Origin of the sequence: Streptomyces sp. NPDC016469 (assembly GCF_040632905.1) — a bacterium.
GTDB lineage: Bacteria > Actinomycetota > Actinomycetes > Streptomycetales > Streptomycetaceae > Streptomyces.
In genome coordinates, this window is record NZ_JBEYCQ010000014.1 from 43,374 (window position 1) to 68,723 (window position 25,350).

The 25,350-nt window shown below is 71.3% G+C and carries 18 protein-coding genes; 9 read left to right on the top strand and 9 right to left on the bottom strand.

Annotation, left to right across the window (positions count from 1 at the left end):
- The first annotated feature begins 50 nt into the window (after positions 1–50).
- Entirely contained in the window at positions 51–1,556 is a 1,506-nt protein-coding gene (locus ABZ565_RS17775; protein WP_361027095.1) for an amino acid permease, read from the top strand.
- A gap of 3 nt (positions 1,557–1,559) precedes the next feature.
- On the opposite strand, the gene ABZ565_RS17780 is transcribed toward ABZ565_RS17775, so the two are convergent.
- Positions 1,560–1,949 carry an NTP pyrophosphohydrolase gene (locus ABZ565_RS17780; RefSeq protein WP_361027098.1) on the bottom strand — a complete coding sequence of 130 codons (390 nt, stop codon included), beginning with the start codon at positions 1,947–1,949 and terminating at the stop codon, positions 1,560–1,562.
- A 175-nt stretch (positions 1,950–2,124) separates the two neighbouring features.
- Here ABZ565_RS17780 and ABZ565_RS17785 point away from each other — a divergent pair, with 175 nt between their 5' ends.
- Positions 2,125–3,255, top strand: coding sequence for a hypothetical protein (locus ABZ565_RS17785; RefSeq protein WP_361027101.1), 1,131 nt, complete (start codon positions 2,125–2,127; stop codon positions 3,253–3,255).
- Between the two features lie 70 nt (positions 3,256–3,325).
- On the opposite strand, the gene ABZ565_RS17790 is transcribed toward ABZ565_RS17785, so the two are convergent.
- Positions 3,326–4,429 carry an LCP family protein gene (locus ABZ565_RS17790; RefSeq protein ID WP_361027104.1) on the bottom strand — a complete coding sequence of 368 codons (1,104 nt, stop codon included), beginning with the start codon at positions 4,427–4,429 and terminating at the stop codon, positions 3,326–3,328.
- A 333-nt stretch (positions 4,430–4,762) separates the two neighbouring features.
- Between ABZ565_RS17790 and ABZ565_RS17795 the strand changes: the two genes are divergently transcribed.
- The 6 genes from ABZ565_RS17795 to ABZ565_RS17820 all read left to right on the top strand — a co-directional run bounded on the left by ABZ565_RS17795 (position 4,763) and on the right by ABZ565_RS17820 (position 15,029).
- Positions 4,763–6,361 carry a hypothetical protein gene (locus tag ABZ565_RS17795; protein WP_361027107.1) on the top strand — a complete coding sequence of 533 codons (1,599 nt, stop codon included), beginning with the start codon at positions 4,763–4,765 and terminating at the stop codon, positions 6,359–6,361.
- Positions 6,362–6,569: 208 nt separating this feature from the next.
- Entirely contained in the window at positions 6,570–7,733 is a 1,164-nt protein-coding gene (locus ABZ565_RS17800; protein WP_361027110.1) for a CDP-alcohol phosphatidyltransferase family protein, read from the top strand.
- Positions 7,730–12,193 (top strand): glycosyltransferase, encoded by a 4,464-nt coding sequence (locus tag ABZ565_RS17805; RefSeq protein ID WP_361027113.1) that lies wholly within the window; start codon positions 7,730–7,732, stop codon positions 12,191–12,193. The genes ABZ565_RS17800 and ABZ565_RS17805 overlap by 4 nt, the downstream gene beginning before the upstream one ends.
- Before the next feature lie 4 nt (positions 12,194–12,197).
- Positions 12,198–12,995, top strand: coding sequence for a rhamnogalacturonan acetylesterase (locus tag ABZ565_RS17810; RefSeq protein ID WP_361027116.1), 798 nt, complete (start codon positions 12,198–12,200; stop codon positions 12,993–12,995).
- Positions 12,992–13,717, top strand: a complete 726-nt coding sequence (locus tag ABZ565_RS17815; protein WP_361027119.1) for a hypothetical protein — start codon at positions 12,992–12,994, stop codon at positions 13,715–13,717. The genes ABZ565_RS17810 and ABZ565_RS17815 overlap by 4 nt, the downstream gene beginning before the upstream one ends.
- Positions 13,718–13,871: 154 nt before the next feature.
- Positions 13,872–15,029: a phosphodiester glycosidase family protein gene (locus ABZ565_RS17820; RefSeq protein ID WP_361027122.1), complete on the top strand. Its 1,158-nt coding sequence runs from the start codon at positions 13,872–13,874 to the stop codon at positions 15,027–15,029.
- A 67-nt stretch (positions 15,030–15,096) separates the two neighbouring features.
- Here the strand turns inward: ABZ565_RS17820 and ABZ565_RS17825 are convergent, their stop codons facing one another.
- The 5 genes from ABZ565_RS17825 to ABZ565_RS17845 all read right to left on the bottom strand — a co-directional run bounded on the left by ABZ565_RS17825 (position 15,097) and on the right by ABZ565_RS17845 (position 21,705).
- A complete protein-coding gene (locus tag ABZ565_RS17825; protein WP_361027125.1) occupies positions 15,097–17,229 on the bottom strand; it encodes a 3-hydroxyacyl-CoA dehydrogenase NAD-binding domain-containing protein in 2,133 nt (710 codons plus the stop codon).
- Positions 17,226–18,446, bottom strand: a complete 1,221-nt coding sequence (locus ABZ565_RS17830; RefSeq protein WP_361027128.1) for an acetyl-CoA C-acyltransferase — start codon at positions 18,444–18,446, stop codon at positions 17,226–17,228. The genes ABZ565_RS17825 and ABZ565_RS17830 overlap by 4 nt, the downstream gene beginning before the upstream one ends.
- A gap of 281 nt (positions 18,447–18,727) precedes the next feature.
- Complete coding sequence (locus ABZ565_RS17835; RefSeq protein WP_361027131.1) at positions 18,728–20,002, bottom strand: HRDC domain-containing protein; 1,275 nt, start codon at positions 20,000–20,002, stop codon at positions 18,728–18,730.
- A 114-nt stretch (positions 20,003–20,116) separates the two neighbouring features.
- Positions 20,117–20,779, bottom strand: a complete 663-nt coding sequence (locus ABZ565_RS17840) for a response regulator transcription factor (protein ID WP_018100712.1) — start codon at positions 20,777–20,779, stop codon at positions 20,117–20,119.
- 266 nt (positions 20,780–21,045) lie between these two features.
- A complete protein-coding gene (locus ABZ565_RS17845; protein ID WP_361027134.1) occupies positions 21,046–21,705 on the bottom strand; it encodes a DUF3000 domain-containing protein in 660 nt (219 codons plus the stop codon).
- 91 nt (positions 21,706–21,796) lie between these two features.
- Here ABZ565_RS17845 and hemE point away from each other — a divergent pair, with 91 nt between their 5' ends.
- Entirely contained in the window at positions 21,797–22,870 is a 1,074-nt protein-coding gene (gene hemE, locus ABZ565_RS17850) for a uroporphyrinogen decarboxylase (RefSeq protein WP_361027137.1), read from the top strand.
- 22 nt (positions 22,871–22,892) lie between these two features.
- Here the strand turns inward: hemE and ABZ565_RS17855 are convergent, their stop codons facing one another.
- Positions 22,893–24,275, bottom strand: a complete 1,383-nt coding sequence (locus tag ABZ565_RS17855; protein ID WP_361027140.1) for an FAD-dependent oxidoreductase — start codon at positions 24,273–24,275, stop codon at positions 22,893–22,895.
- Between the two features lie 64 nt (positions 24,276–24,339).
- Positions 24,340–25,290: a DUF4349 domain-containing protein gene (locus ABZ565_RS17860; RefSeq protein ID WP_361027143.1), complete on the bottom strand. Its 951-nt coding sequence runs from the start codon at positions 25,288–25,290 to the stop codon at positions 24,340–24,342.
- Positions 25,291–25,350: the final 60 nt, after the last annotated feature.

Below are 25,350 nucleotides of genomic sequence, written 5' to 3' on the forward strand. Positions count from 1 at the left end.
GGGCCGGGTCCGGAACATGGCCTGCACGACGAGTGCGTGGAGGTACGCCGGTGAGCACGCAGCAGGACCTGCCCCCGAGCGGGAACGGGCTGTTCAGGACCAAGACGGTCGAGCAGTCCATCCGCGACACCGAGGAGCCGGAACACGCCCTCAAGAAGTCGCTCTCGGCCCTCGACCTGACGGTCTTCGGGGTCGGGGTCGTCATCGGCACCGGCATCTTCGTGCTCACCGGCAAGGTCGCCAAGGAGACGGCGGGGCCGGCCACCGCCCTGGCCTTCGTCGTCGCGGGCGTCGTCTGCGCGCTGGCCGCCCTGTGCTACGCGGAGTTCGCGTCCACCGTGCCGGTCGCGGGGTCCGCGTACACCTTCTCGTACGCCTCGCTCGGCGAACTGGTCGCCTGGATCATCGGCTGGGACCTGGTGCTGGAGTTCGCGCTGGGCACGGCGGTGGTCGCGGTCGGCTGGTCCGGCTACGTCCGCTCGCTGCTCGACAACGCGGGCTGGCACCTGCCCGACGTGCTGGCCGGACCGGACGTGGCGGACGGCTTCGGCTTCGACATCCTCGCCTTCGCCCTGGTGCTGGTCCTGACCGTGATCCTGGTGCTGGGCATGAAGCTCTCCGCCCGGGTCACCACGGTGGTGGTCGCCGTCAAGATCGCCGTCGTCCTGATCGTCATCATCGCGGGCCTGTTCTTCATCGACGCCGGCAACTACTCGCCGTTCATCCCGTCCGCCGAGCCGCAGCCCTCGGGGTCCGGCTTCGACGCCCCGCTGGTGCAGCTGATCTTCGGCTACGCCCCGACGAACTTCGGCGTGATGGGCATCTTCACCGCCGCCTCCGTCGTCTTCTTCGCCTTCATCGGCTTCGACGTCGTCGCCACGGCCGCGGAGGAGACGAAGCTGCCGCAGCGCGACATGCCGCGCGGCATCCTGGCCTCCCTGTTCATCTGCACCGTGCTCTACGTCGCCGTGTCGATCGTCGTCACCGGCATGCAGCACTACACCGAGCTGTCCGTCAGCGCCCCGCTCGCCGACGCCTTCAAGGCCGTCGGCCATCCGTTCTACGCGGGCGTCATCAGCTTCGGCGCCGCCGTCGGCCTCACCACGGTCTGCATGATCCTGCTGCTCGGCCAGACCCGGGTGTTCTTCGCCATGAGCCGCGACGGCCTGCTCCCGCGGTTCTTCTCCAAGACGCACCCGCGCTTCCACACCCCGTACCGCCCGACCATCCTGCTCGGCGTGATCATCGCCGTCGTCGCCGGGGTGACCAGCATCAACGAGCTCGCCACGCTGGTGAACATCGGCACGCTCTTCGCCTTCGTGGTCGTCGCCCTCGGCGTCATCGTGCTGCGCCGCACCCGCCCGGACCTGCACCGCGCGTTCCGCACGCCGTGGGTGCCGCTGGTCCCGATCGTGTCGGTGGCCGCCTCGGTCTGGCTGATGCTCAACCTGCCGGCCGAGACATGGCTGCGGTTCGCGGTCTGGATGGTGATCGGCGTGATCATCTACTTCGCGTACGGCCGCTCGCACAGCCGGGTGAACCGGGACCGGGTGTGAACGTCAGGCCCCCGGCCGCACCGTACGCGGCCCCGTGCACCGTGCCCCGTGCGCCTCGACCCGGCGGCGCAGCTCCCGGTCGGCGGTGACGACCACACAGGGGCGGGACGCGGCCTCCGCCGCCAGCTCGGCGATCAGGTCGTCACCGCTGCCCGGGGCCGCCGCCACCCGCACCCCGGGAACGGGCGCGACGTCCCGGGCCCGCCCCTCGACCACCAGCACCAGGTCGACGGGGCCGGGCGTACCGGGCAGTCCGTCGGAGGCGTAGGACACCAGAGAGTCGCGCAGCCGCTCGGCCGCGCCCCGCCGGTCGCGCCACCAGCCGTCCGGGACCGACCCGACGACGTTGGCGGCGTCGACGATCACCAGGGGCAGCGGCAGCGGATTCGGCATGGGGCCAGCCTGTCATGCCAGGGTGCCCTCAGGGCCTGGACAAGCGGTCCGGACGCGGTGATTCCAAGGGTTCGAACGGTGATTCTATGATGGGTGCTCCCCGCCTTCCGGATGCCGGTCGAGACACAAAGCCGCAGATCGGGGGCGGACCATCACGGAAGGAAGACGCCACGACATGCGAGTCAGGTCGAGACGTGCCCAGGGGAGCGCCTCGGGCAAGGGCGACGACGCCCTGCGAGACGTCGAAAACGCCCGTGGCACCGGCGAGACCCCGGTCGACGGACGCTGGCTCGTGCGTGGCAAGGACGGCAGGCTCACCGCCTACGCCCGCAACGAGGACGGCATCCTGCGCTGGACCGAGGAGCGCCCCGGCGGCCCCGGCTGGCAGGGGCCGGAGTTCTTCCCGGCCCCGGACCTGACCCATCTCGGCCTCGCCCAGGGCCCGGACGGCTACGTCCACTTCATCGGCCGCCGCACGGTGCACGGCGACGAGGAGCAGCCGCAGGTCGACCTCGTGCACGCCATCCAGTACCAGACGGGCCGCCCGGTCACCGCGTGGCGGACCGTGGGCAATCCGTACAAGGAGGGGGACGAGCGCGCCGCCCGCATCGGTCCGCCGGCCGCCGCCGTCGCCCCGACCGGCATGGTCCACGTCTTCGTCCGCAACGCCAACGGCGGCATGATGCTGCGCCGCGAGGCGAAGAACGGCAAGTGGGAGGGATGGAAGGACCTCAGGGGCACCCTGGGCAAGGAGACGATGGCCGTCGCGGTCGCCGAGTCGGGCCGGATGGAGCTCCTGGTCCCCGGCGCCCACAAGGCCATGCGGTGGGCCCAGGCCGAGCCCGGCGGCGCCTTCCAGAAGGGCGACAACCTGACCGTCAAGATCGCCGGCGGCGCGGTGAGCGTGCTGGAGACCGCGCCCGACCGCAACACCTTCTACTGGACCGACGCCACCACCGGCACCCTGGTCGCCAAGCGGCTGGACACCCCGCCCATCACGATCGGGGACACCGCGGCCGAGGGCCCGGTCGCCGTGCTCCGCGCCGAGCTGGACGACTACGACTGCACGGTGCTCGCCCACCGCACCCGCGACGGCCGTGTGCTGCTCGCGGCCTGCGGTACGGAGAACGAGGCGGGCGGCCTGTGGTGGGCGGCGACGGGCGAACGCACCTCGGCACCCCCCGCGTTGGCGCTCGACGGCGAGGGACGCGTGGTGCTCGCGATGATCGGCGAGCGCGGCGGGCTGTACGTCGCCCGGCAGAACGACGAGCCGGGGCTCGCGCTGGGGCCGGCGCGGCGGGTGTGAACCGTACGGCCCCGGGAGCAGTACGGCCCCGGGAGCGTTCCCGGGGCCGTTGCCGTGCTGTCCGTCCCGGTCAGCCCTGACCGAGCGCCGGGGACTTCTTGGCCGACTCGGGGATGGGGGCGTCCTCGCGGATCGCCTTCCACAGGGCATCCGCCCGGGACTTCACGGCCACGACGCGGGCGGGGTCGATCTTGTCGTACTCGACGGGGAGCATGATCGTCTCCATCGTGTCCGGGTCGACCCCGTTCATGGACCGGGCGAACTTCGCGAGGGAGGTGAGCGAGGCCAGCTCCTCGTCGGTGGTCAGGGCCGCCGTGGCCGAGTTGGCGATCTTGTAGGCGCTCGTCGGGCTGCCCAGCAGGTCCTGGCTCTTGACCTCCTTGAGCAGTCCCATGAGGAACTGCTGCTGGAGGCCGATGCGGCTCAGGTCGGTGCCGTCGCTGAGGCTGTACCGGGTGCGGACGAACTTCAGGGACTCGGTGCCGTCGAACTTGTGCGGCCCGGCCTCGACGTCCAGTCCGGTCTTCTTGTCGTGGATCGGTTCCTTGACGTCGATGTTCACCCCGCCGATGGCGTCGACGAGCCCCTTGAACCCGGCGAAGTTGATCTCCAGGTAGTGGTCGATGCGCACCCCGGACATCTTCTCGACGGTCTTGACCACACACGCCGGACCGAGCTGTGCGTACACGGAGTTGAACATCACACGGTCCCTGGTGGGCACCGTCGAACCGTCGGCCTTGGTGCAGTCGGGCCTGGTGACCAGGGTGTCGCGCGGTATGGACACGGCGACGGCCTTCTGACGGCCCTCCGGAATGTGCACGACGAGCGCCGTGTCGGACCGGGCCCCGCTGACCCCGACCGCGCCGCCCAGCTTCTTGTTCTCCGCGCCGGCCCGCGAGTCGGACCCCAGGACCAGCAGGTTCTGCCCGCTGGTGGGCAGCTTCTCGGGCCGGTCCTCACCGAGCGCCTTGTTGATGTCGACGCCCTTGATGTTGCCGTCGAGGCGGCTGTAGAGCCACCATGCGGTGCCGCCTGCGGCGACGACGAGCACCAGCGCCGACACCAGGATCGCCCGCCGTATTCGCTGGCCCCGTGTCCGGACACGCTTGCGGCCGCGGCGGCGGGGGGTCTCCGGGGAGCTCCCCTGGCCGGGGGTGGTGTCGTCTTGGCTCATCCTGAGTGAGTCCTCACAGCTTGTGGCCTGGTCAGGGCGCAGGTGATGGGGTGGGACTCGGGTGGGGGGTGGAGCCGGTCCTCGTTCTCCCGGGATGAGAACTATAAACAGTCGATCAGGTGTACGTACGAAGGCTGTGGCGTAACTGTGACAGACCGGGTGGTCCGGGCGAGGTGGCGGTGACCGGTCAAGGAAGAAAACGATCATGTCTGCCTGAATCCGGCGGACATCGCAGCACTATGGGTGGATTTCCTGACCGAAGCGAGAGTGCATATCTTCTTGGGAGCCGGGATCTCCATCAGCCCGGCTCCACACACGAGGGGGGCGGAGCGCATGGCACGCAGAGGGGAGCGCCGGTCGGAGCGCGGCAGGCCGGCACGCGACCGCGTGCGCACGGCCCGGTCCGGTGACGCGGGCGGCGTGGCGATCGTGGTCGCCACGCCGGGGGACGCCGTGGAGCCGCTGGCGCTGCAGCGGTCCGGTCCGGTGGTCGACATCGTCTGCGCCCAGCCCGGCACGCCGGACGAACGGGCGGCGCTCGGCCGTGCGGTGGCCGAGGCCGCGGCACGCGGTGTCCGGGTGGCGGAGGAGCCCTGGGTCATCGACGCCGAACCGGGGAAGATCACCGCTTCGGTGCTCGACGCCCTGCGCGAGCTGCGGCCGCTGCTGGTGACCACCCTGGACCCGGACCCCGAGCACTCATCGATCGATCTGGAGGCCAACCGCCCGGTCGTCACCGAGCCGCCGCTGCGCGGCAGCGTGGCGCGCGCCACGATCTCCGCCGCGCGCACCTACCAGCGGGAGAGCGGGACCCCGGTGTTCGTCCGGTGTCATCGTGCCGGGGCGCCCGCCTCGATGGGCGCCCGTGCGAGTGCCCGTCATCCGCTGCCGCTGCGCTGGCTCGTCAGAGGGGTGGACGGGCGGCTCTCCGCCTACCTGCCGTCGGCGGCCGGGGTGCTGCGCTGGACCGAGGTCCGCGCGGGCGCCGACGAGTGGACCGGTCCTGAACTCCTCGACGGACCCGACCTGCTGCCCGGCCTGGAGGTCGTCCAGGACGCCCAGGGCTATGTGCACCTCTTCGGGCTGCGCCGCCGGAAGCGGCCGGACGGCGAGAAGTACGTCGAGGTGGTGCACGCGACCCAGTACCAGAGCGGGCGCCCCCTGGGCCTCTGGCATTCCGCGGGCAATCCGCACGGCAACGACCCGGCCAAGAGCCGCGAGGCCGGTTTCCCCGCCGCGGCCTTCGACGCGGAGGGGGGCCTCCACGTCTTCGTGCGCAACGTCGGCCACAGCATCAGTACCCGCCGCCAGAGGGCGGACGGCCGATGGGGCGGCTGGCAGCACCTGCGCGGCGTCGTGGTCGCCGACGAGCTGGTCGCGCTCACCGGTGGCGCGGGGGTCCCCGAGGTCTGGGCCCCGGTCAGGGGCGCGGCCTCGGCCGTCCGCTGGCACCGCGGGGCGCCGGGGGGCGAGTGGGCGGCGGACACCACGGGCTCGGTGAGCCCGTCGCCCGGCAGCCTGTCGGCGGCCCCCGACGCGGGGACAGTGCGCTACCGGTACGCGGGGAGCAACGAGGTCTGTGTGCAGGTGCCGGGCGCCGGTGCGGTGAGCCTGGGAGGGCCGGACGGTACGGGGCCGGTGGCCGGGGTCGCCGGCGTGGGCATCCAGGGCTGGGGCTGCACGGTGCTGGTGCGGTCGGGGGTGTCCGGCGCGTGCCTGGTGGGCGCGCATGCGGACGGGCGGCCGGAGAGCGGCGTGTGGTGGTTCGACGCGGGGGAGACTTCGGTGGTGCCGCCGGCCGTGGCGGTGGACGGCCTCGGCCGTGCGGTCGTCGCGGTGCTGGGGGACGACGGGCGGCTGAGGATCACGCGTCAGGGGCCGGGCGATACCGGCCTCGTCTTCGCCCCGTGGACCGTGGTCGCCGGGGTCTGAGCCGGTGGCCCGGAGGCGGTCACATGAACATCTGTGACCGCCTTTGGTGGTTTCAATTTTGACCATGACCTTGGTAGTCTCTAATCCTGTCTTTATGTGGATCACAAGTGAAGGTCTTGTGTCCACTATGTGAACGCCCCTTGATTGCGACTTTTTGCAGGCCGATGGGGCCGCGTTGACCGCGTGAGTCGTGTTTGTCTGAGGGGTTATGGGGAAGCTGTCGCTGCGTGCCGTTCAGAAGCTGACATGCAAGAAGCGCGATGCCTGGTGGACCGTCCTGCTGGTCGATCCCGTCGCCACGCGCATGCTGATCGGGATGGCGAAGTTCAGATTCATCACCCCGAACCGTGTCACCTGGTCCGCTCTCTTCGTCGGACTCGGCTCCGCGTACTTCTTCCTCAAGGGTGACACCCCCTCCCTCGTCATCGGGGCGGCCCTCTACCACCTGAGCTTCATCCTCGACTGCATCGACGGCAAACTCGCCCGCCTCAAGGGCAATGGCACCGTCTTCGGCGGCTGGCTCGACTACGTCTTCGACCGCATCCGGGTCCTCTTCTGCGCGCTCGCCCTGATGGGCGGCCAGTTCCTGCGCACCCACAACGAGCTCTACCTGCTCGCCGCCCTGGCCGTCGTCTTCCTCGACATGCTGCGGTACGTCGACGCGCTCCAGATCTACAAGATGCGCATGTCCATGCGCATGAAGATCGAGAAGGTCACCCTGGAGCGCCAGGCCCTGGAGGACGAGCAGGCCCGGCGCGACGCGGCCGAGGCGACGGCCGACCAGCCCAAGGTGGTCTTCATCGAGGACCTGCTCCGGGAGAACCCCGGCGTCGAGGCGGAGGTCCTCAAGCAGCAGGCCGGCGACGTGGTCGATCTGCACGCCCAGTTCCGCAACCGCTTCCCCTGGTACACGCGGTTCCGCCAGGCCCTGCTGCGCAGCCGCATCCGGCCGCACCTGATCAGCGGCATCGAGTTCCAGATGTTCATCTTCATCGTGGCGCCCCTGATCGGCCAGATCCTGTGGACGACCGCGATATCCGCGGCCGCGCTCGGCGTGTTCGAACTCGTGATCATGTACAAGTTCTGGCTGTCGACCCGCGACTTCACCCGGCTCATGGACAAGCTCGCCACCGAGCCCTCGAAGGCCGGCGTCATCGCCGAGAACCTCCACCGGGGGCGCCACCGCCGGGCCGGCGACGCCGTCGACGAAGAGGCGCAGGCGCTGACCGAGAAGTACCCGCTCCCCGAGCAGGACGACGACCTCGGCTTCCAGCCGTACCCGCGGCCCTACACCCCGCACCCTTCCGACATCGAGACGCAGCAGCTCCGGACGCTGCCCTACTGGGCCGAGAGCGAAGGGTCCGTCCGATGACTCCGCCCGCCGACCCGTCGCTGTACACCGTGACGATCGTGGTGCCCGCCTACAACGCGAGCGCCACCCTCGGACGGGCCCTCCAGTCCGCCCTGGCCCAGACGCACCGCGCCGTCGAGGTGATCGTCGTGGACGACGCGTCGGCCGACGGGACCCTTCAGGTGGCGCGCGAGTTCGCGGCCGGCGACCACCGCGTCCGGATCGTCGAACGCCCGCAGAACAGCGGCGGCGTGGGCGCGCCCCGCAACAACGGCATCATGGCCGCGACCGGCCAGTACCTGATGTTCCTCGACGCCGACGACGAACTGCCGCTCAAGGCGTGCGAGACCCTCGTGGCCTCCGCGGTCGCCACCGGCGCGGACATCACCGCCGGGCGCGCGCTCCGGGTGAACCTCGCCAAGGACGAGATCACCGTCTGGCAGCCCCAGCTCTACGGGACCGACCGCACCGTCGACGGCGGCCTGCGCGCCATGCCCGACCTGCTCCAGGACCCGATCGCGGCGGCCAAGCTGTACCGGCTGGACTTCCTGCTCAACCACGGCATCCGCTTTCCCGAGGAAGTCTTCTTCGAGGACACCTACTTCTCGACCGTCGCCTGGTATTCCGCGCGTTCCGTCACCCTGCTCGCCGCCCCCGTCTACCGATGGATCTGGGAGCGCGAGACCGACACCCCCTCCATCACCAACCGGCGCGGGGAGCTGCGCAGCATCCGCGACCGGGTCCTGGTGCACCAGTACGCGGACACCTTCCTCGTCCAGCGGGGGGAGCAGGAGCTGCTCGCCCACAAGGCCGCCAAATTCCTCTCCCACGACCTGCGGCTGTACACCCCGGAACTGCGCACGGGCGACGCGGAATTCCGGGCCGGCTTCGCCGGCTTCGTCGCCCCGTACCTCCGCACACTGCCGCCCGAGGTCTACGACCTGTGCGGACCGCTGGAGCGCGTACGGGCGTTCTGCCTGATGCACGGCCGGGTGGACCTGGCGCTCAGCGTCTCGGACTACACCCAGCGCCGCAGCGTGCTCAGCTCCGACCTGGTGTGCCGTAACGACAAGGTCTACTGGTCCGCCTCGCTGCTCGGCCGGCCGGACGCCGAACGCTTCCTGGACGTCACCGACCTCGACCTGACCGGCAACAGCCTCACCGACTCCCGGCTGTTCAACCAGGCCACCCTCGTGGAGATCCGGGACAGCACGCTCCACGTCACCGGCTACATCCGCAACCAGTTCGGCAGGGTGGGGCCGAAGGACAAGCTCGAACTCACCGCGGTGCTCCGCCGCCGCAGCACCAAGGCCGACCACTCCTTCGAAGTGACCGGTGTGGACGTCGACGAGGAGTTCATCCGGTACCACACCACGGTGGACCTGGCCGCCACCCTGGGCGCGGCCGGCCGGGCCGGCAACTGGAACCTCTTCGTGCAGATGCGGCACGGCGGGGAGCGGGCCACCACCACCGTCGCGGTCACGGGCCTCGACATCGCGCGCGAGCGCTACCACGGCCCCCATGGCACGTACGAGATCTACGAGACGGTCAGCGGCAACCTCGCCCTGCGCCCGGAGACGACCGAGCAGCAGACCGTCGACCACCCGCGCGGCACTCCCTGGCTGTGGTGGCAGAACGCCCCGGCCGTCGAGCCGGCGATGCCCTCGCCGGAGACGTACGCGGCCGCGGTCGTGGCGCACTGCCACAACGACGAGTACCACCTCTACGAATTCCTCAGCTCCCTGCTCGCCCAGCGCGAGTTCGCCTCGGTCCAGGTGATCCTCGTCGACGACGGCTCCACCGACGCCACCTCCGCGCAGCTGGCCGAGTTCGCCGCGTACCACGCCAATGTCGAGGTCGTCCCGCAGATCAGGCTCGGCGCACGCTCCAGCTACGACAACGGCCTGCGCTACGTCCACGCGCCGTACGTCATGTTCACCAGCGCCCAGGACATCCTCGGCGAGAACTGCCTGGGCCGGCTGGTGGCCGCCGCCCGCCGGTGCGATGCCGACGTGGTGGTCGGCGACCAGGACAACTTCCCCGGCCCGCGCAGCGACGCGGACGCGCCCTGGAAGCGCTACTTCGGACCGGACGCGCCCCGCGTCGACCGGCTGCACAAGGCGCCCTACCTGATCTTCTCCACGGAGCTGGGCACCAAGCTGTTCCGGACGGCCCTGCTGCGCCGGCACACCCTGCGCGCGGGACACGGCCCCGGCTTCGAGGGCGCCTGGCTCACCGTGCCCGCCCTCCTGCACGCCGGTACGGTCACCACGGCGCCCACCGCCACCTCGTTCGCCCGCGACCCGGAGCAACGGGACTCGCTCTTCGACCTGGCCTGGAACGACCCGGTCAAGACACAGGAACTCATCCGCCTCTGCCGCCACGTCACCCGGCTGACGGAGCGGCTGAACGATCGGGCCGCCCGGCTGGCCATGCGCTTCGTGGTCCGCTCCATGCAGCCGCACCTGCGCAACATCCACCGGATCATGAGCCGGGCGGAGATCGCCGGCGTCTTCCCCGCCCTGGTCGACGTCTACCGGCCGATACCCGACGACCTGATCCTCCAGTACGCCGGTGCGCCGATGGCACGCCTCCAGCACCACGCCGTGCGCACCGGCAACTTCGAGCTGTTCTGCGACCCCTACACCAAGCCCGCCTACCTGCCCCGGCTGTTCGTCGACGACGACGGGCTGCACCGCCGCCTCGACGCGGACCGCACCCCGACCGTGCTGCTGCGGGTGGACCGGCAGAAGGCCGTCCTGGAAACCTTCGTCCCCGACGGCGACTACCTGCACTTCGAAGGGCTGCTGGTCCTCTCCGGAGTCGACATCGCCCAGCTCTTCGGCAACCGCCTCGAACTGGTCCTCGGTGACGGCCGCCGGGAGACCGCCCTGCCCATCGAGCAGGTCTACCGCCGCGACCGGTGGCGCGCCCGCAAGGAACAGGACTGGTACGCGGGCTGGCGGGCCACCGCCCGCCCCGGCGACCTCGCCTCGCTCTCCAACCGAAACCTGACCCTCCGGGTCCGCGTTCACGACGCGGACCGCAGCCACGACATCTCCGTCGAGGCCCGCCAGATGCTGCACCGCTTCAAGGGCGTGCACCGGTCCGGCCGGGCCCGGATCCGGCTGAGCATCGCCGCCGACGAGTCCGTGACCCTGCGCCGGATCACCGGCACGCTCCGCAAGGCCGGCCACCGGCTGCGCCGCCTGCGCGAGGAGGTGCGCAACTCGCTGCCCGGCCGGTCCGGATGGCGTACCCGGCTGCTGTACTGGCTGACGTATCCGAGGCTGCACCGCAAGAACATCTGGATCATCGGCGAGCGCGAGGACACGGCCCAGGACAACTCGTACCACCTGTTCAAGTGGATCAGGGAGAACGAGCCGAAGCGCAAGGTCTTCTACGCGATCAACGGCGACGCCCAGGACCGAGCGAAGATCGACCACCTGGGCCAGGTGGTCGACCGCCTCTCATGGAAGTACCGCGCCTATCTGCTGCACGCCACCAGGCTGATCAACGCCTACGACCTGGAGGCGTACCTCGGCTTCCCCGGCCTGTCGAAGCGGGCCTTCCTCCGGGGGTACGGCGACCTGCTGCGCTACAAGCGCGTGTTCCTCCAGCACGGCGTCGTCTACAACGACGTCGTGCAGTCCATCCACGCCCAGGTCACCAACGTGGACATGGTCCTCACCACGGGCCGCAGCGAACGCGCCTATTACGCCGAGCACTGCGGGTACGGATACGACCGCGTGGCCGCCACCGGACTGCCGCGTTACGACGCGCTCAAGCCGGTCGACGGCCCGCGCAAGGTCCTCGTCATGCCCACCTGGCGCCGTGACATCGTGGCCCCGTCGTACAACAAGGCGGCCAAGCCCGAGATCCCGTTCGCCGCGTCCGAGTACTACCGCTTCTTCTCCGCGCTGCTGCGGGAAGAGAGGCTGCTCAAGGCGCTCCAGTACTACGGCGTGGAGCTGGAGTTCATGCCGCACTACGAGATCCGCCCGTACCTGAAGCACTTCCGGATCGACCACCCGTCGATCACCGTCTCCTCGACGGGCCGGGACGTGCAGCTGGCCATGCGCGAGTGCTCCATGCTCGTCACCGACTACTCCTCGGTGTTCTTCGACGTCGCGTACATGGGCAAGCCGATCGTCTACACGAACTTCGACGACGAGGCGTTCTACAGCAAGCACTACAAGCGCGGCTACTTCGACCTGGCCCGCGACGGCTTCGGCCCCGCCTGCGGAACCGTGGACCACGCGGTGGACGAGATCATCGCCTCCATCGCCCGCGGCTTCGAGGTCGAGCCCGAGTACCGCCGTCGTGCCGAGGAGTTCTTCGTGCTGCGGGACACCAACAACTGCCGGCGGGCCTTCGACGTGATCGACACGATGAACGCCACGGCGGGCGGCGACCCGGGCCGGATGTCGGTACCACTGGTGATGGGACGGCCGGGGGACCAGGAGCGTGAGAGAGCGTGAGGACATGGAGCATCTGAGGATCTTTCTGGCTGGTGACTCCAGCGTGACGAGCCGGCCGCTGAGCATGGCGCCGATGACCGGCTGGGGGCAGGTCCTTCAAGTTTTCGTGCAGGACGCCGAGGTGGTGAACGCCGCCCGTGCGGGCGCCAGTTCCCGGAGTTTCGCGGAGCGCGGCAGACTGGACTGGATCCTGGAGAACATCGCCCCGGGTGACCTGCTGCTCGTCTCCTTCGGACTGATCGACATGAAGCCCGGCGACGGCCGGTTCACCGTGCCCTTCGGTGACTACCAGTGGTACTTGCGCAAGTACGTGCTGGGCGCCAGGGAACGAGGGGCCCACCCCGTCCTGGTGACCAGCCACGAACGCCGCGTCTTCGACGACCACGGAAACATCCGGCGGCCGCTGGGCCTCTACCCGGCTGCCATGCGGGAACTCGCCGCAGCCATGTCCGTGCCTCTCGTCGACCTCAACGAATGGAGCGTCAACTGGTGGCGCCAGGCGGGCGCGGAGGGGACGAAACAGCTGTTCCTCTACATGGAGCCCGGCGAGAACCCGAACTACCCCGAAGGCATCGCGGACAATACGCATCTTCGTGGACATGGTGCCGTGGAATGCGCCCGATTCGTGGCCGGTGAATTGTCCCTCCGCGGCGTGCTGGCCCCGCATTACTTCAGGAACTTGGACGCGGCGGTCCCGGAGACCGCCATCGAGTTCCTCGACGACGACGTCTTCGAGAGACTGACCAAGTCCCGGGTGGCGGGCCGCCCAGTGCCCGATGCGATGAGCGGGGCACTGCTGTGAACGACTGGTTCCCGCTCGTCCGGGCCTGGGTGACGCATCCCGAAATGCCCCACGTCGGCGGCACGCTGGAGCTGTTCTCCGATGTCGATCCCGGCCAGCCGCTCACGCCGGGCCAGGAGTTCGGCCTCACCCTGGCCATCTCTCCGGTCGGCGGTGCTTACCGGACCTACGGCTACCTACTCGACGACCTCCTCGGCTCCCACGCCACCATGATCCAGCACCAGGGCATGAGCCATCTGCCGAATGGGCGCTACGCCACGTATGCCAGCGGGACGAACCCGCGATCCGTGACGTGCCGGGTGCGAATCAATGACGACGCCCCCGAGGGCGCGGTGCTCCTGCCCCGCGTGATCATCGGCCTGATGACGGCCCAGGGCGACAAGCTGATCCCGTCGAGCGCGCTCTCGGACATCGGGTTCCGGGTGCGTCGACAGTGGCTGCCCGGACAGCACATGGTGCTGCGACAGGGCGGTCGCGCGGTGCTCCCCGCTGCGCACAGCCCTGCGCCCGGTCTGCGGTTCGTCGGCGTGGCGATCGCGACTCACGGCCTGCTCATCTGCCACGCCGACGGGTCCGTGACCTATGAAGCGGACGCTGGGCACCGGGGCTACGACCGCTTCGAATTGTGCTACGAGGACGAACAGGGCCACCGCGTCTGGGCGGAGGTAACGGTGTACATCGGCGATTTCGGTGCGTCGCCGGGCGCCATCGCCGCTCAGTGATGGGGCGAACGCCGTGAGGGGCCCCGGCCCCCTGGGCCGAGCCGTGGTGCCGGTTCTCGTGGTGCTGCTTGCCGGCTGCGGTTTCCAGCCCGGGAACGGCCGGAGCGATGCCGCCTCCCCATCGTCCTCAGCCGTAGCCCCCACCGTTCGGCCGTTGCCCCGGGGCGTCCTGTTCAGCCAGTCGGTCAGGAGGCTGGAGGACGGCAGTCCGGTACGCACCACCGTGGTGACGGTGGCACCGGACGCCCCGGTCGACGTCGGGGCGGTACACGGCCGTTCCCTGACGAGCACCGAGACCGTCCACGACCTCGCAAGCTCCGCCGGTGCTGTCGCGGCGGTCAACGGCACGTTCTTCGACATAGATGCCCACCGCTACAAGGGCGACCCCCTCGGCCTCTACGTCTCCGACGGCACCTTCCTCAGCGAGGCCGCCAACGGGCGCACCGCCCTCATCCTGCCCGGGCGCGGGAAGCGCCCCCGGATCACCGAGCTGCGGTCCGCCACGTACGTCACCTCGTCCGACGGTGCCCGCGCGGTCGTGGACGGCACCGACCGGGTGCCGGGGCGCATCGTCGGCTGCGGGGGCGTCGGCGGGGACCGGCGCACGGACACCGGCGCACCGACCGGGGACCCGCTGCCCGGACGCGTCTGCTCGGACCCGGACGAACTCGTCGACTTCCCCGCCCAGTGGGGCGTCCCGACCCCCGCCGCCGGCCGGCACAGCGTCGAGGCGGTGCTGGACGCGCGGGGCACGGTCACGGCCGTGCGCACCCCCTCCGGCGGCAAGGTCCCGGCGGGCGGGCGCACCCTGGTGGGTACCGGGTCCGCGGCCGGCTGGCTCCGCGAGCACGCGGCCAAGGGCCGCACCCTCACCGTGGAGTCCCAGGTGACGGACCCGGAAGGCCGGACCGTGGACACCTCCGGCGCCTCGGTCGTCGGAGCCGGACCCGCGCTGGTGCGCCACGGCCGGACCTGGATCAACGCGGCGGCCAACGGGGTCTCCAAGACGGCCGTCAGCAGCCGGTCGCCCCGCACGGTCGCCGGCATCCGACCGGACGGCACCCTCCTGCTCGTCGTGTTCGACGGCCGCCGGCCGCGCGTCAGCGAGGGCGTCACCCTCACCGAGGCCGCCGGAATCCTGGTGGACCTGGGCGCCGAGGACGCCATCAACCTCGACGGCGGCGGGTCGAGCACCATGGTGGTCCGGGACAAGGTCCGCAACAGCCCCTCGGACCCCGGGGACACCGACGAGGAGCGCCAGCGCAAGGTCTCCAACGCGATCGTCGTCGTCCCGCGAAGCCCCGCCCCCTGACACCGGATACGGGAACGGGCCGTACGGAACGATCCCGTACGGCCCGCCGCGCCGAGGCGAATCCCGGTTACGCCGGAACGCTCGCCACGCCCGCCGCCAGGAACTTCTTCCCGTTCACGCGCTCCGAGACGCCCTCGCGGTCCAGGTACGGCGTGATGCCGCCCAGGTGGAAGGGCCAGCCGGCGCCCGTGATCAGGCAGAGGTCGATGTCCTGGGCCTCGGCCACGACGCCCTCGTCCAGCATCAGGCCGATCTCCTGGGCCACCGCGTCCAGGACGCGGTCGCGGACCTGCTGCTCGGTCAGGACGGTGTCGCCCTGCTTGAGGAGGGCGGCGACCTCGGGGTCGAGGACCGGGGCGCCCGTGTCGTACACGTAGAAGCCGCGCTTGCCGGCCTTCACGACCGCCGCCAGGTTCTCGGAGACGGTGAAGCGCGCCGGGAAGGCGCGGTTCAGGGTCTCGGAGACGTGCAGGCCGATCGCCGGGCCGACCAGCTCCAGGAGCACCAGCGGGGACATCGGCAGGCCGAGCGGCTCGATGGCCTTCTCCGCGGTCTCGACCGGGGTGCCCTCGTCGATGACGTTCTGGATCTCGCCCATGAAGCGGGTGAGGATGCGGTTGACGACGAACGCCGGGGCGTCCTTCACCAGCACCGCGGTCTTCTTCAGCTTGCGGGCGACCCCGAAGGCGGTGGCCAGCGAGGCGTCGTCCGTCTTCTCGCCGCGCACGATCTCCAGGAGCGGGAGGATCGCGACCGGGTTGAAGAAGTGGAAGCCGACGACCCGCTCGGGGTTCTTCAGCTTCGAGGCCATCTCGGTGACCGAGAGGGACGAGGTGTTGGTGGCGAGGATCGCGTGCGCCGGGGCGACCGCCTCGACCTCCGCGAACACCTGCTGCTTGACGCCGATCTCCTCGAAGACCGCCTCGATGATGAAGTCGGCGTCGGAGAAGCCCTCCGCCTTGTCCAGCACGCCGGAGACCAGGGCCTTCAGACGGTTGGCCTTGTCCTGGTTGATACGGCCCTTGCCGAGCAGCTTCTCGATCTCGGCGTGGACGTAGCCCACACCCTTGTCGACGCGCTCCTGGTCGATGTCGGTCAGCACGACCGGCACCTCCAGGCGGCGCAGGAACAGCAGGGCGAGCTGGCTGGCCATCAGGCCCGCGCCCACCACGCCGACCTTGGTGACCGGGCGCGCCAGGTTCTTGTCCGGGGCCCCGGCCGGGCGCTTGGCGCGCTTCTGGACGAGGTTGAAGGAGTAGATCCCGGACCGCAGCTCGCCGCCCATGATCAGGTCCGCCAGGGCCTGGTCCTCGCGGTCGAAGCCGGCGGACAGGTCGCCGTCCTTGGCCGCGGCGACGATCTCCAGCGCGCGGTACGCGGCCGGGGCCGCACCGTGCACCTTGGAGTCGGCGATGGCCCGGCCGCGCGCGACGGCCTGGTCCCAGGCGTCCCCGCGGTCGACCTCGGGGCGCTCGACCGTGACCGTGCCGTTCAGCACGTCCGCGGTCCAGACGAGGGACCGCTCCAGGAAGTCCGCGCCCTCGAAGAGCGCGTCCGCGATGCCGAGCTCGAAGACCTGCTTGCCCTTGAGCTGGCGGTTCTGGTTCAGCGAGTTCTCGATGATGACCGATACCGCGCGGTCGGCGCCGATCAGGTTCGGCAGCAGCACGCAGCCGCCCCAGCCGGGGACCAGACCGAGGAAGACCTCGGGCAGCGAGAACGCCGGCAGCGCCTTGGAGACGGTGCGGTACGAGCAGTGCAGCCCGACCTCGACACCGCCGCCCATCGTCGCGCCGTTGTAGTACGCGAACGTGGGCACCGCGAGGGTGGACAGCCGGCGGAAGACGTCGTGGCCGCCCTTGCCGATGGCCAGCGCGTCCTTGTGCTCCTTGAGCAGCTCGACGCCCTTGAGGTCGGCGCCGACCGCGAAGATGAACGGCTTGCCGGTGATGCCGACGCCGGTGATCGCGCCCTCGGCGGCCTCCTTCTCGACCTGGTCGATGGCGGCGTTCAGGTTCGCCAGCGACTGCGGTCCGAAGGTGGTCGGCTTGGTGTGGTCCAGGCCGTTGTCCAGCGTGATGAGGGCGAAGCGCCCCGCACCGGCCGGCAGGTCCAGGTGGCGTACGTGCGCCTGGGTGACGACCTCGCCAGGGAACAGCTCGGCCGCACCCTTCAGAAGCTCAGTGGTGGTCGTGCTCACTTGTTGCCTCCGTCGAAGTGCGGGTTCTCCCAGACGACCGTCGCGCCCATGCCGAAGCCGACGCACATCGTCGTCAGGCCGTAGCGGACCTCCGGCTGCTCCTCGAACTGCCGGGCCAGCTGCGTCATCAGCCGGACGCCGGAGGAGGCCAGCGGGTGCCCGTAGGCGATCGCGCCGCCGTACTGGTTGACGCGGGCGTCGTCGTCGGCGATGCCGTAGTGCTCCAGGAACGCCAGCACCTGTACGGCGAACGCCTCGTTGATCTCGAAGAGACCGATGTCCGAGATGGACAGGCCGGCCTTCGCGAGGGCCTTCTCGGTGGCCGGGATCGGCCCGTAGCCCATGACCTCCGGCTCGACGCCCGCGAAGGCGTACGAGACGAGGCGCATCTTGACCGGGAGGCCCAGCTCGCGGGCGACGTCCTCGGCGGCGAGCAGGGAGGCGGTGGCGCCGTCGTTGAGCCCCGCGGCGTTGCCGGCCGTGACGCGGCCGTGGGCGCGGAACGGGGTCTTCAGGCCGGCCAGGGACTCCATGGTGGTGCCCGGGCGCATCGGCTCGTCGGCGGTGACCAGGCCCCAGCCGGTCTCACCGGCCTCGGCGTTCGTGCGGCGCACCGAGACCGGCACCAGGTCCTGCTGGATCTTGCCGTTGGCGTACGCCTTGGCGGCCTTCTCCTGCGACCGCACCGCGTAGGCGTCGGCGCGCTCCTTGGTGATCGTGGGGTACCGGTCGTGCAGGTTCTCCGCGGTCATGCCCATGAACAGGGCGGACTCGTCGACCAGCTTCTCCGACACGAACCGCGGGTTCGGGTCCACACCCTCGCCCATCGGGTGGCGGCCCATGTGCTCGACACCGCCGGCGACGACGACGTCGTACGCGCCGAAGGCGATGGAGCCGGCCGTCGACGTGACGGCGGTCAGGGCGCCCGCGCACATGCGGTCGATGGAGTAGCCCGGGACGGACTGCGGCAGGCCCGCCAGGATGCCGGCGGTACGGCCGAGGGTCAGGCCCTGGTCGCCGATCTGCGTGGTCGCGGCGATGGCGACCTCGTCGATCTTCTTGGGGTCCAGGTCCGGGTTGCGGCGCAGCAGCTCCCGGATGGCCTTCACGACGAGATCGTCGGCGCGGGTCTCGTGGTAGATGCCCTTCGGGCCCGCCTTGCCGAACGGGGTGCGGACGCCGTCTACGAAGACGACGTCCCGGATGGTACGAGGCACGATGGCTCTCCTCCAGGGTGCGGGATGGCACTGCTGCGGGGCGCGCCCGGGGGCACGCCGCTCCGGTCATGCTACTTGCGGGTAACCAGACTGCCCACCCCCTGTGGCCGGAGCGGCGAAGGTCACACGCGGAAACTGCCCGGGGAGCGTCCCTCCGTACACGGCGAATGGCCCGGACGGACTCGAAAACGAGTCCGTCCGGGCCATGGGCGGTGGCAGGGCCCGGCGGAACCTGGCGTGATCGCGCCCCTGTCCTGTGCCGTGACGAGAGCCGCCTGCCGTTACGAGGGGTGCGTCAGCGCGCGGTACAGCAGCGGGGCCACCTGCTCGATCTGCCAGTGCCGCGCGCCGTACCCGGCGAGCGCGGACTCCACCGTCTCCGGCGTCGGGTTCTTCGGAGGCTCCCAGCAGACCCGGCGCACCGTGTCCGGTGTGATCAGGTTCTCCTGCGGCAGATGCAGCCGCTCCGCCAGCGCGGACACCGCGGCGCGTGCCGCCGAGAGCCGGGCGGCGGCGGCCGGGTCCTTGTCGGCCCAGGCGCGCGGCGGCGGCGGGCCGGCGAGGGCCTGCCCCGGCTGCGGCAGCTCCGTGTCGGGGAGCGCCTTGGCCCGGTCCACGGCGGCCTGCCACTGCTCCAGCTGGCGTCGGCCCATGCGCGGACCGAAGCCGGGGAGGGCGGTCAGCGCGTGCGTGTTGGCCGGAAGCGCGAGCGCGGCCTCGATGATCGCCGCGTCCCCGAGGACCTTGCCGGGCGAGATGTCGCGCCGCCTGGCGATCTGGTCCCGGGCGTTCCACAGCTCCCGGACGACCGCCATCTGCCGGCGGCGGCGGACCTTGTGCATCCCGGAGGTGCGGCGCCACGGGTCCTGGCGCGGGGGAGCGGGCGGCGCCGAGGCGATGGCGAAGAACTCCTCCTGGGCCCATTCCAGCTTGCCCTGCCGGTCGAGCTCGTCCTCCAGGGCGTTGCGCAGGTCGATGAGGAGCTCGACGTCGAGCGCGGCGTAGCGCAGCCAGGGCTCGGGCAGCGGGCGGGTGGACCAGTCGACGGCGGAGTGGCCCTTCTCCAGCGAGTAGCCGAGGACGCCCTCGACCATGGCACCGAGGCCGACGCGCGGGAAGCCGGCCAGCCGTCCGGCGAGCTCGGTGTCGAAGAGCCCGGTCGGCATCATCCCTATCTCGCGGAGGCAGGGCAGGTCCTGCGTCGCCGCGTGCAGGATCCACTCGGTGCCGCGCAGGGCCTCGCCGAGCCCGGACAGGTCGGGGCAGCCGACGGGGTCGACGAGCGCGCTGCCCGCCCCGTCACGGCGCAGCTGGACGAGGTAGGCGCGCTGTCCGTAGCGGTAGCCGGACGCCCGCTCGGCGTCCACGGCCACCGGGCCCGAGCCCGCGGCGAATGCCGCGATCACTCCGGCCAGGGCTTCGTCGGACGCCACCACCGGCGGAATGCCCTCGCGCGGTTCGAGCAAGGGGATCGGCGCCGGGGCGACGTCGTCCGGGGGAGCGCCCCCGGTGGTTCGCAGTGATGTGTCTGCTGCGGTCTCTTGGGCGTCGGTCACGTGTCAAGGGTATCTGTGTGTGCGCGGCGCCTGCCGACGGAACGTTCCGTCGGCAGGCGCCGATGCACGTTATCCAGCCGGTTCCGTACGTCGTGCACCGGCCGGGGCGGGGGGTCAGTGGATGATGCCCGTCCGCAGGGCCACCGCGACCATGCCGGCGCGGTCGCCGGTGCCCAGCTTGCGGGCGATGCGGGCGAGGTGGCTCTTCACGGTCAGGGCGGACAGCCCCATGGAGACACCGATGGCCTTGTTGGACTGGCCCTCGGCGACGAGCCGCAGGACCTCCACCTCGCGGCCGGACAGTTCGCGGTAGCCGCCCGGGTGGCTCGGGGTGCCGGGGGGCCGGCGGTGCATCCGGGCGGCGGTGGCGCCGATGGGGGCGACGCCGGGACGGGCCGGGTGGCCGATGTTGGTACGGGTGCCGGTGACCACGTAGCCCTTGACGCCGCCCGCGAGGGCGTTGCGCACGGCTCCGATGTCGTCGGCGGCGGACAGGGCGAGACCGTTGGGCCAGCCGGCGGCTCGGGTTTCGGACAGCAGGGTCAGCCCGGAACCGTCGGGCAGGTGGACGTCGGCTACGCAGATGTCGCGCGGGTTGCCGACGCGGGGACGGGCCTCCGCGATGGACGACGCCTCGATGACGTCACGAACTCCGAGGGCCCACAGATGGCGGGTGACGGTGGAACGGACGCGCGGGTCGGCCACGACGACCATGGCCGTCGGCTTGTTCGGGCGGTAGGCGACCAGGCTTGCGGGCTGCTCGAGGAGAACGGACACCAGGCCTCCTGGGGAGTGGCGGGACGGGCCGGCTCGGGGATGAAGCCGGGGCGAACCGTGCTTGAAGGGTCATTGACTCCTTCGGCAGCAGACCCCTGCTCCTTTAGGGGAAGATCACGAATTGATGAGTAACAATTCGGGCAAATGGTGTTCTCGATCGATTCCTGAGAGCGTTTTCCGCTGGCTGAAAGTGATCGCATGACGCGGCGTCACGGAGGACGGGGCGGCCCGAAGGCCGCCCCGTCCGTGCCGGTCGTGCTCTCTGGTTACGGCGCCTGCGGGCCCCGGCGCTGTGGGAGCGTGACCACCGCCGCGTCGAGCGGGCCCGACGGCGGCAGGCCCGCGATCTGGCAGAGCAGGTCGCCCCAGGCGACCAGATGCGCCGCCGCGTCCGGTGCGCCGCCCAGGCCCTCGCGCGGGGTCCAGGAGGCCCGGATCTCGATCTGCGTCGCGGGACGCCGGGTCTCCAGCGCGCCGAAGTAGTGCGAGCCCGCCATCGTGACCGTCCCGCCCGCCTCCCCGTAGAACAGACCGCGGGCCTCCAGCGCACCGGTCAGCCAGGACCAGCAGACCTCGGGGAGCAGCGGGTCGGCGGCCATCTCCGGCTCCAGCTCGGCGCGGACCAGGGTCACCAGCCGGAAAGCCCCCTGCCACGCGTCGTGGCCGGCCGGGTCGTGGAGCAGGACGAGCCGGCCGTCGGCGAGGTCGTCCTCGCCGTCGAGGACCGCCGCCTCCAGCGCGTACGCGTGCGGCGCGAGCCGCTTCGGCGGCCGGGTCGGCTCCACCTCCAGCTCGGGACGCAGCCGCGCCGCACGCAGCGCCTCGACAGCCGAACGGAACGCGGGCGGGACGTCACCACCCTCCGCGCCGTCCGTGCCGTCAGCGCCATCGGATTGACCGGAGATGTGTCCCTGAGCCGCAGCCATGCGGGGAAGAGTAGGCGGAACGGGAGCTCCGCGCGCGGAAGGACACCCGTGCGGGACGGGCTCGTTGCCCACGCGTGCGAAGATTCTGTGCGTGAGTGCCAACGACCGCCCCTCCGGGCAGCAGACGAAGACTTCCGCCACCTACGACTCGGCGTTCCTCAAGGCGTGCCGGCGCGAGCCGGTCCCGCACACGCCGGTCTGGTTCATGCGTCAGGCGGGGCGCTCGCTGCCCGAGTACCTGAAGGTGCGCGAAGGCATCCCGATGCTCGAGTCCTGCACGATGCCGGAGCTCGTCGCCGAGATCACGATGCAGCCCGTCCGCCGCCACAAGGTCGACGCCGCCGTCTACTACAGCGACATCGTCGTCCCGCTCAAGGCGATCGGCATCGACCTGGACATCAAGCCCGGCGTCGGCCCGGTGATCGCCGAGCCGATCCGCACCCGCGCCGACCTCGCCCGGCTGCGCGACCTGACCCCCGAGGACGTCCCGTACGTCACCGAGGCCGTCCGGCTGCTCACCGCCGAGCTGGGGGAGACCCCGCTGATCGGCTTCGCGGGCGCGCCGTTCACCCTCGCGAGCTACCTCGTGGAGGGCGGGCCCTCCCGTAACCACGAGCACACCAAGGCCATGATGTACGGCGACCCGGAGCTCTGGGCCGACCTGCTCGACCGGCTCGCCGAGATCACCGGCGCCTTCCTCAAGGTCCAGATCGAGGCCGGCGCCTCGGCCGTCCAGCTCTTCGACTCCTGGGTCGGCGCCCTGGCCCCCGCCGACTACCGGCGCTCCGTGCTGCCCGCCTCCGCGAAGGTCTTCGATGCCGTCGCCGCGTACGACGTCCCCCGCATCCACTTCGGCGTCGGCACCGGTGAACTGCTCGGCCTGATGGGCGAGGCCGGGGCGGACGTCGTCGGCGTCGACTGGCGGGTGCCGCTGGACGAGGCCGCGCGCCGCGTCGGCCCCGGCAAGGCGCTCCAGGGCAACCTCGACCCGGCGGTGCTGTTCGCGCCGACCTCCGCGGTGGAGGCCAAGACCCGGGAGGTGCTGGACGCGGCCGCCGGCCTGGAGGGCCACATCTTCAACCTGGGCCACGGCGTCATGCCGAACATGGACCCGGACGCGCTGTCCCGGCTCGTCGAGTACGTCCACACCAGCACCGCGCGCTGAACCCCGCGAGGGCGGGCGCCGCTCAGTCGGTGCCCGCCTTCCGCAGCACCGCGACGGTCTTGCGGGCCGCGACCAGGACCGGGTCCCAGACCGGTGAGAACGGCGGGGCGTAGCCCAGGTCCAGGGCGGTCATCTGCTCCGCGGTCATCCGGGCGGTGAGCGCCACCGCCGCCACGTCGACCCGCTTGCCGGCGCCCTCGCGGCCCACGATCTGCACGCCGAGGAGCCGGCCCGTGCGGTACTCCGCGAGCATCTTCACGGTCATCGGCCGCGCGTCCGGGTAGTAGCCCGCCCGGCTGGTCGACTCGATCGTCGCCGTGACGTACCGCAGGCCCACCGCCCGGGCGTCCTTCTCGCGCAGCCCGGTCCGGGCGATCTCCAGGTCGCACACCTTGCTCACCGCCGTACCGACCACACCGGGGAACGTGCCGTAGCCGCCGCCGACGTTGGAGCCGATGACCTGGCCGTGCTTGTTCGCGTGCGTGCCGAGCGCGATGTGCCGGGTGTGGCCCGCCACCAGGTCCAGGACCTCCACGCAGTCGCCGCCCGCCCAGATGTTGCCGTGGCCCTGGACCCGCATCGACAGGTCGGTGACCAGCCCGCCGTGCGGTCCGAGCGGCAGCCCGGCCTCCCGGGCCAGGGCCGTCTCCGGCTGGACGCCGATGCCGAGCACCACCACGTCCGCCGGGTAGGACGCGTCGTCCGTCACGACCTCGGTGACCCGGCCGTCCGGACCGGTCCTGATCCCGGTGACCTCCGCCCCGTTCACCGTGGTGATGCCGAGCCCGTCCATCGCGTCGTGGACCATGCGCCCCATGTCCGGATCGAGCGTGGCCATCGGCTGCTCGCCGCGGTTGAGGACGGTCACCTCGTAGCCGCGCTTCAGCAGTGCCTCGGCCATCTCGACGCCGATGTACCCCGCCCCGACGACGACCGCGCGCCGGCCCTCCGTCCGCTCCAGGGTGTCCAGCAGTGCCTGCCCGTCGTCCAGGGTCTGCACCCCGTGCACCCCGGCCGCGTCCATGCCGGGCAGGTCCGGGCGCACCGGGCGGGCCCCGGTGGCGATGACCAGCTTGTCGAACCCGGTCCAGTACGTCTCGCCGGACTCCCGGTCCAGGGCGCGCACCCGCCGCCCCGCCACATCGATCTCCGTCACCTCGGTGCGGGTGCGCAGATCGATGTCGCGGGCCCGGTGCTCCTCGGGCGTACGGGCGATGAGGTCGTCCCGGTCGGTGACGTCGCCGCTGACCCAGTACGGGATGCCGCACGCGGAGTAGGAGGTGAAGTGGCCCCGCTCGAAGGCGGTGATGCTCAGCTCGTCCGGGCCCTTGAGCCGCCGAGCCTGGGACGCGGCGGACATTCCCGCCGCGTCCCCTCCGATGACCACCAGTCGTTCCGCCGCCATGCCGGGTCCCTCCACCTGTCCGAAAGGACCCCAGGCTACGGCGCGGGCCGCGCCGGTGACGTGGTCAGCCCTCCTCGGCGGGTCCCCGCCTCCCGGCCCGGCGGCGGTGCAGCAGCCGCCACAGCACCGCCAGGACGGCCGCCGCTGCGAGGAACGGGGCCGCCGCGCCGACCGCCATCGCCAGCCACCGCAGCATCGTCACGAAGGCGTGCCAGCCCCCGGCGACGGCGTCCGGGAAGCCCGGGTCGTCCTCGGCCGCCCCGGCCGCCGTCTCCGGTTCGACCAGGTCGAGCGTGATGGTCGCCAGCGTCGTACGGTCCTTCAGCGACGCCTGCTGGGCGAGCAGCGACTCCAGCTCCGCCTGACGGCTGCTCAGTTCGCCTTCCAGCGTGACCACGTCGGCCAGCTTGTCGGCCCGGTCCATCAGCTCGCGGACCCGCGCCACGCTCGCCCGCTGGGTGGCGATCCGGCTGTCGGTGTCCACGACCTGGTCGGTGACGTCCTTGGCCGCGGAGGTGAGCGAGACCTGTTTCCCCGTCCCCGACAGCTCCCGCAGCACCTCGTCGTACGCCTCCTGCGGTACGCGCAGCACGAGGTGCGAGGAGTCCCTCGTGCCGTCGATCCGTTCGGTCGTCTCCTTCTCGACCAGTCCGCCCGCGTCCTGCGCGGCGGTGCGGGCGCGCGCCGCCGCCTTCGACGCGTCCTTCACCTCCACGGAGAGGGAGGCGGTGCGGATGACGTGGGACGCGACCGGTTTCGGGGTCTTGTCCCGCTGTTCCGGCCGCGCCGAAGCAGCCGCCGGAGCCTCGGCCTTGCCGGCGGCCTTGGAGTCGGCCTGCTGCTGGGGCCCGGCAACGCCCCGGTCGGCGCTCGCGCTCGAATCGTCACCGGACGCGCCGCAGCCACTCAGCGCGAGCACGGCGGCCAGCAGGACGGCGGCCGACGCGGTACGCCCAAGCGCGGCCCGGCCGCAGCGGGTGCCTCTGCCGGTACGGATGACGGGTGTTCCTTGCATAACTGTCCCCCCAGGACGGGTGATTGATGACGGCGATGGGACGTACCGGGGTGCGCCGGC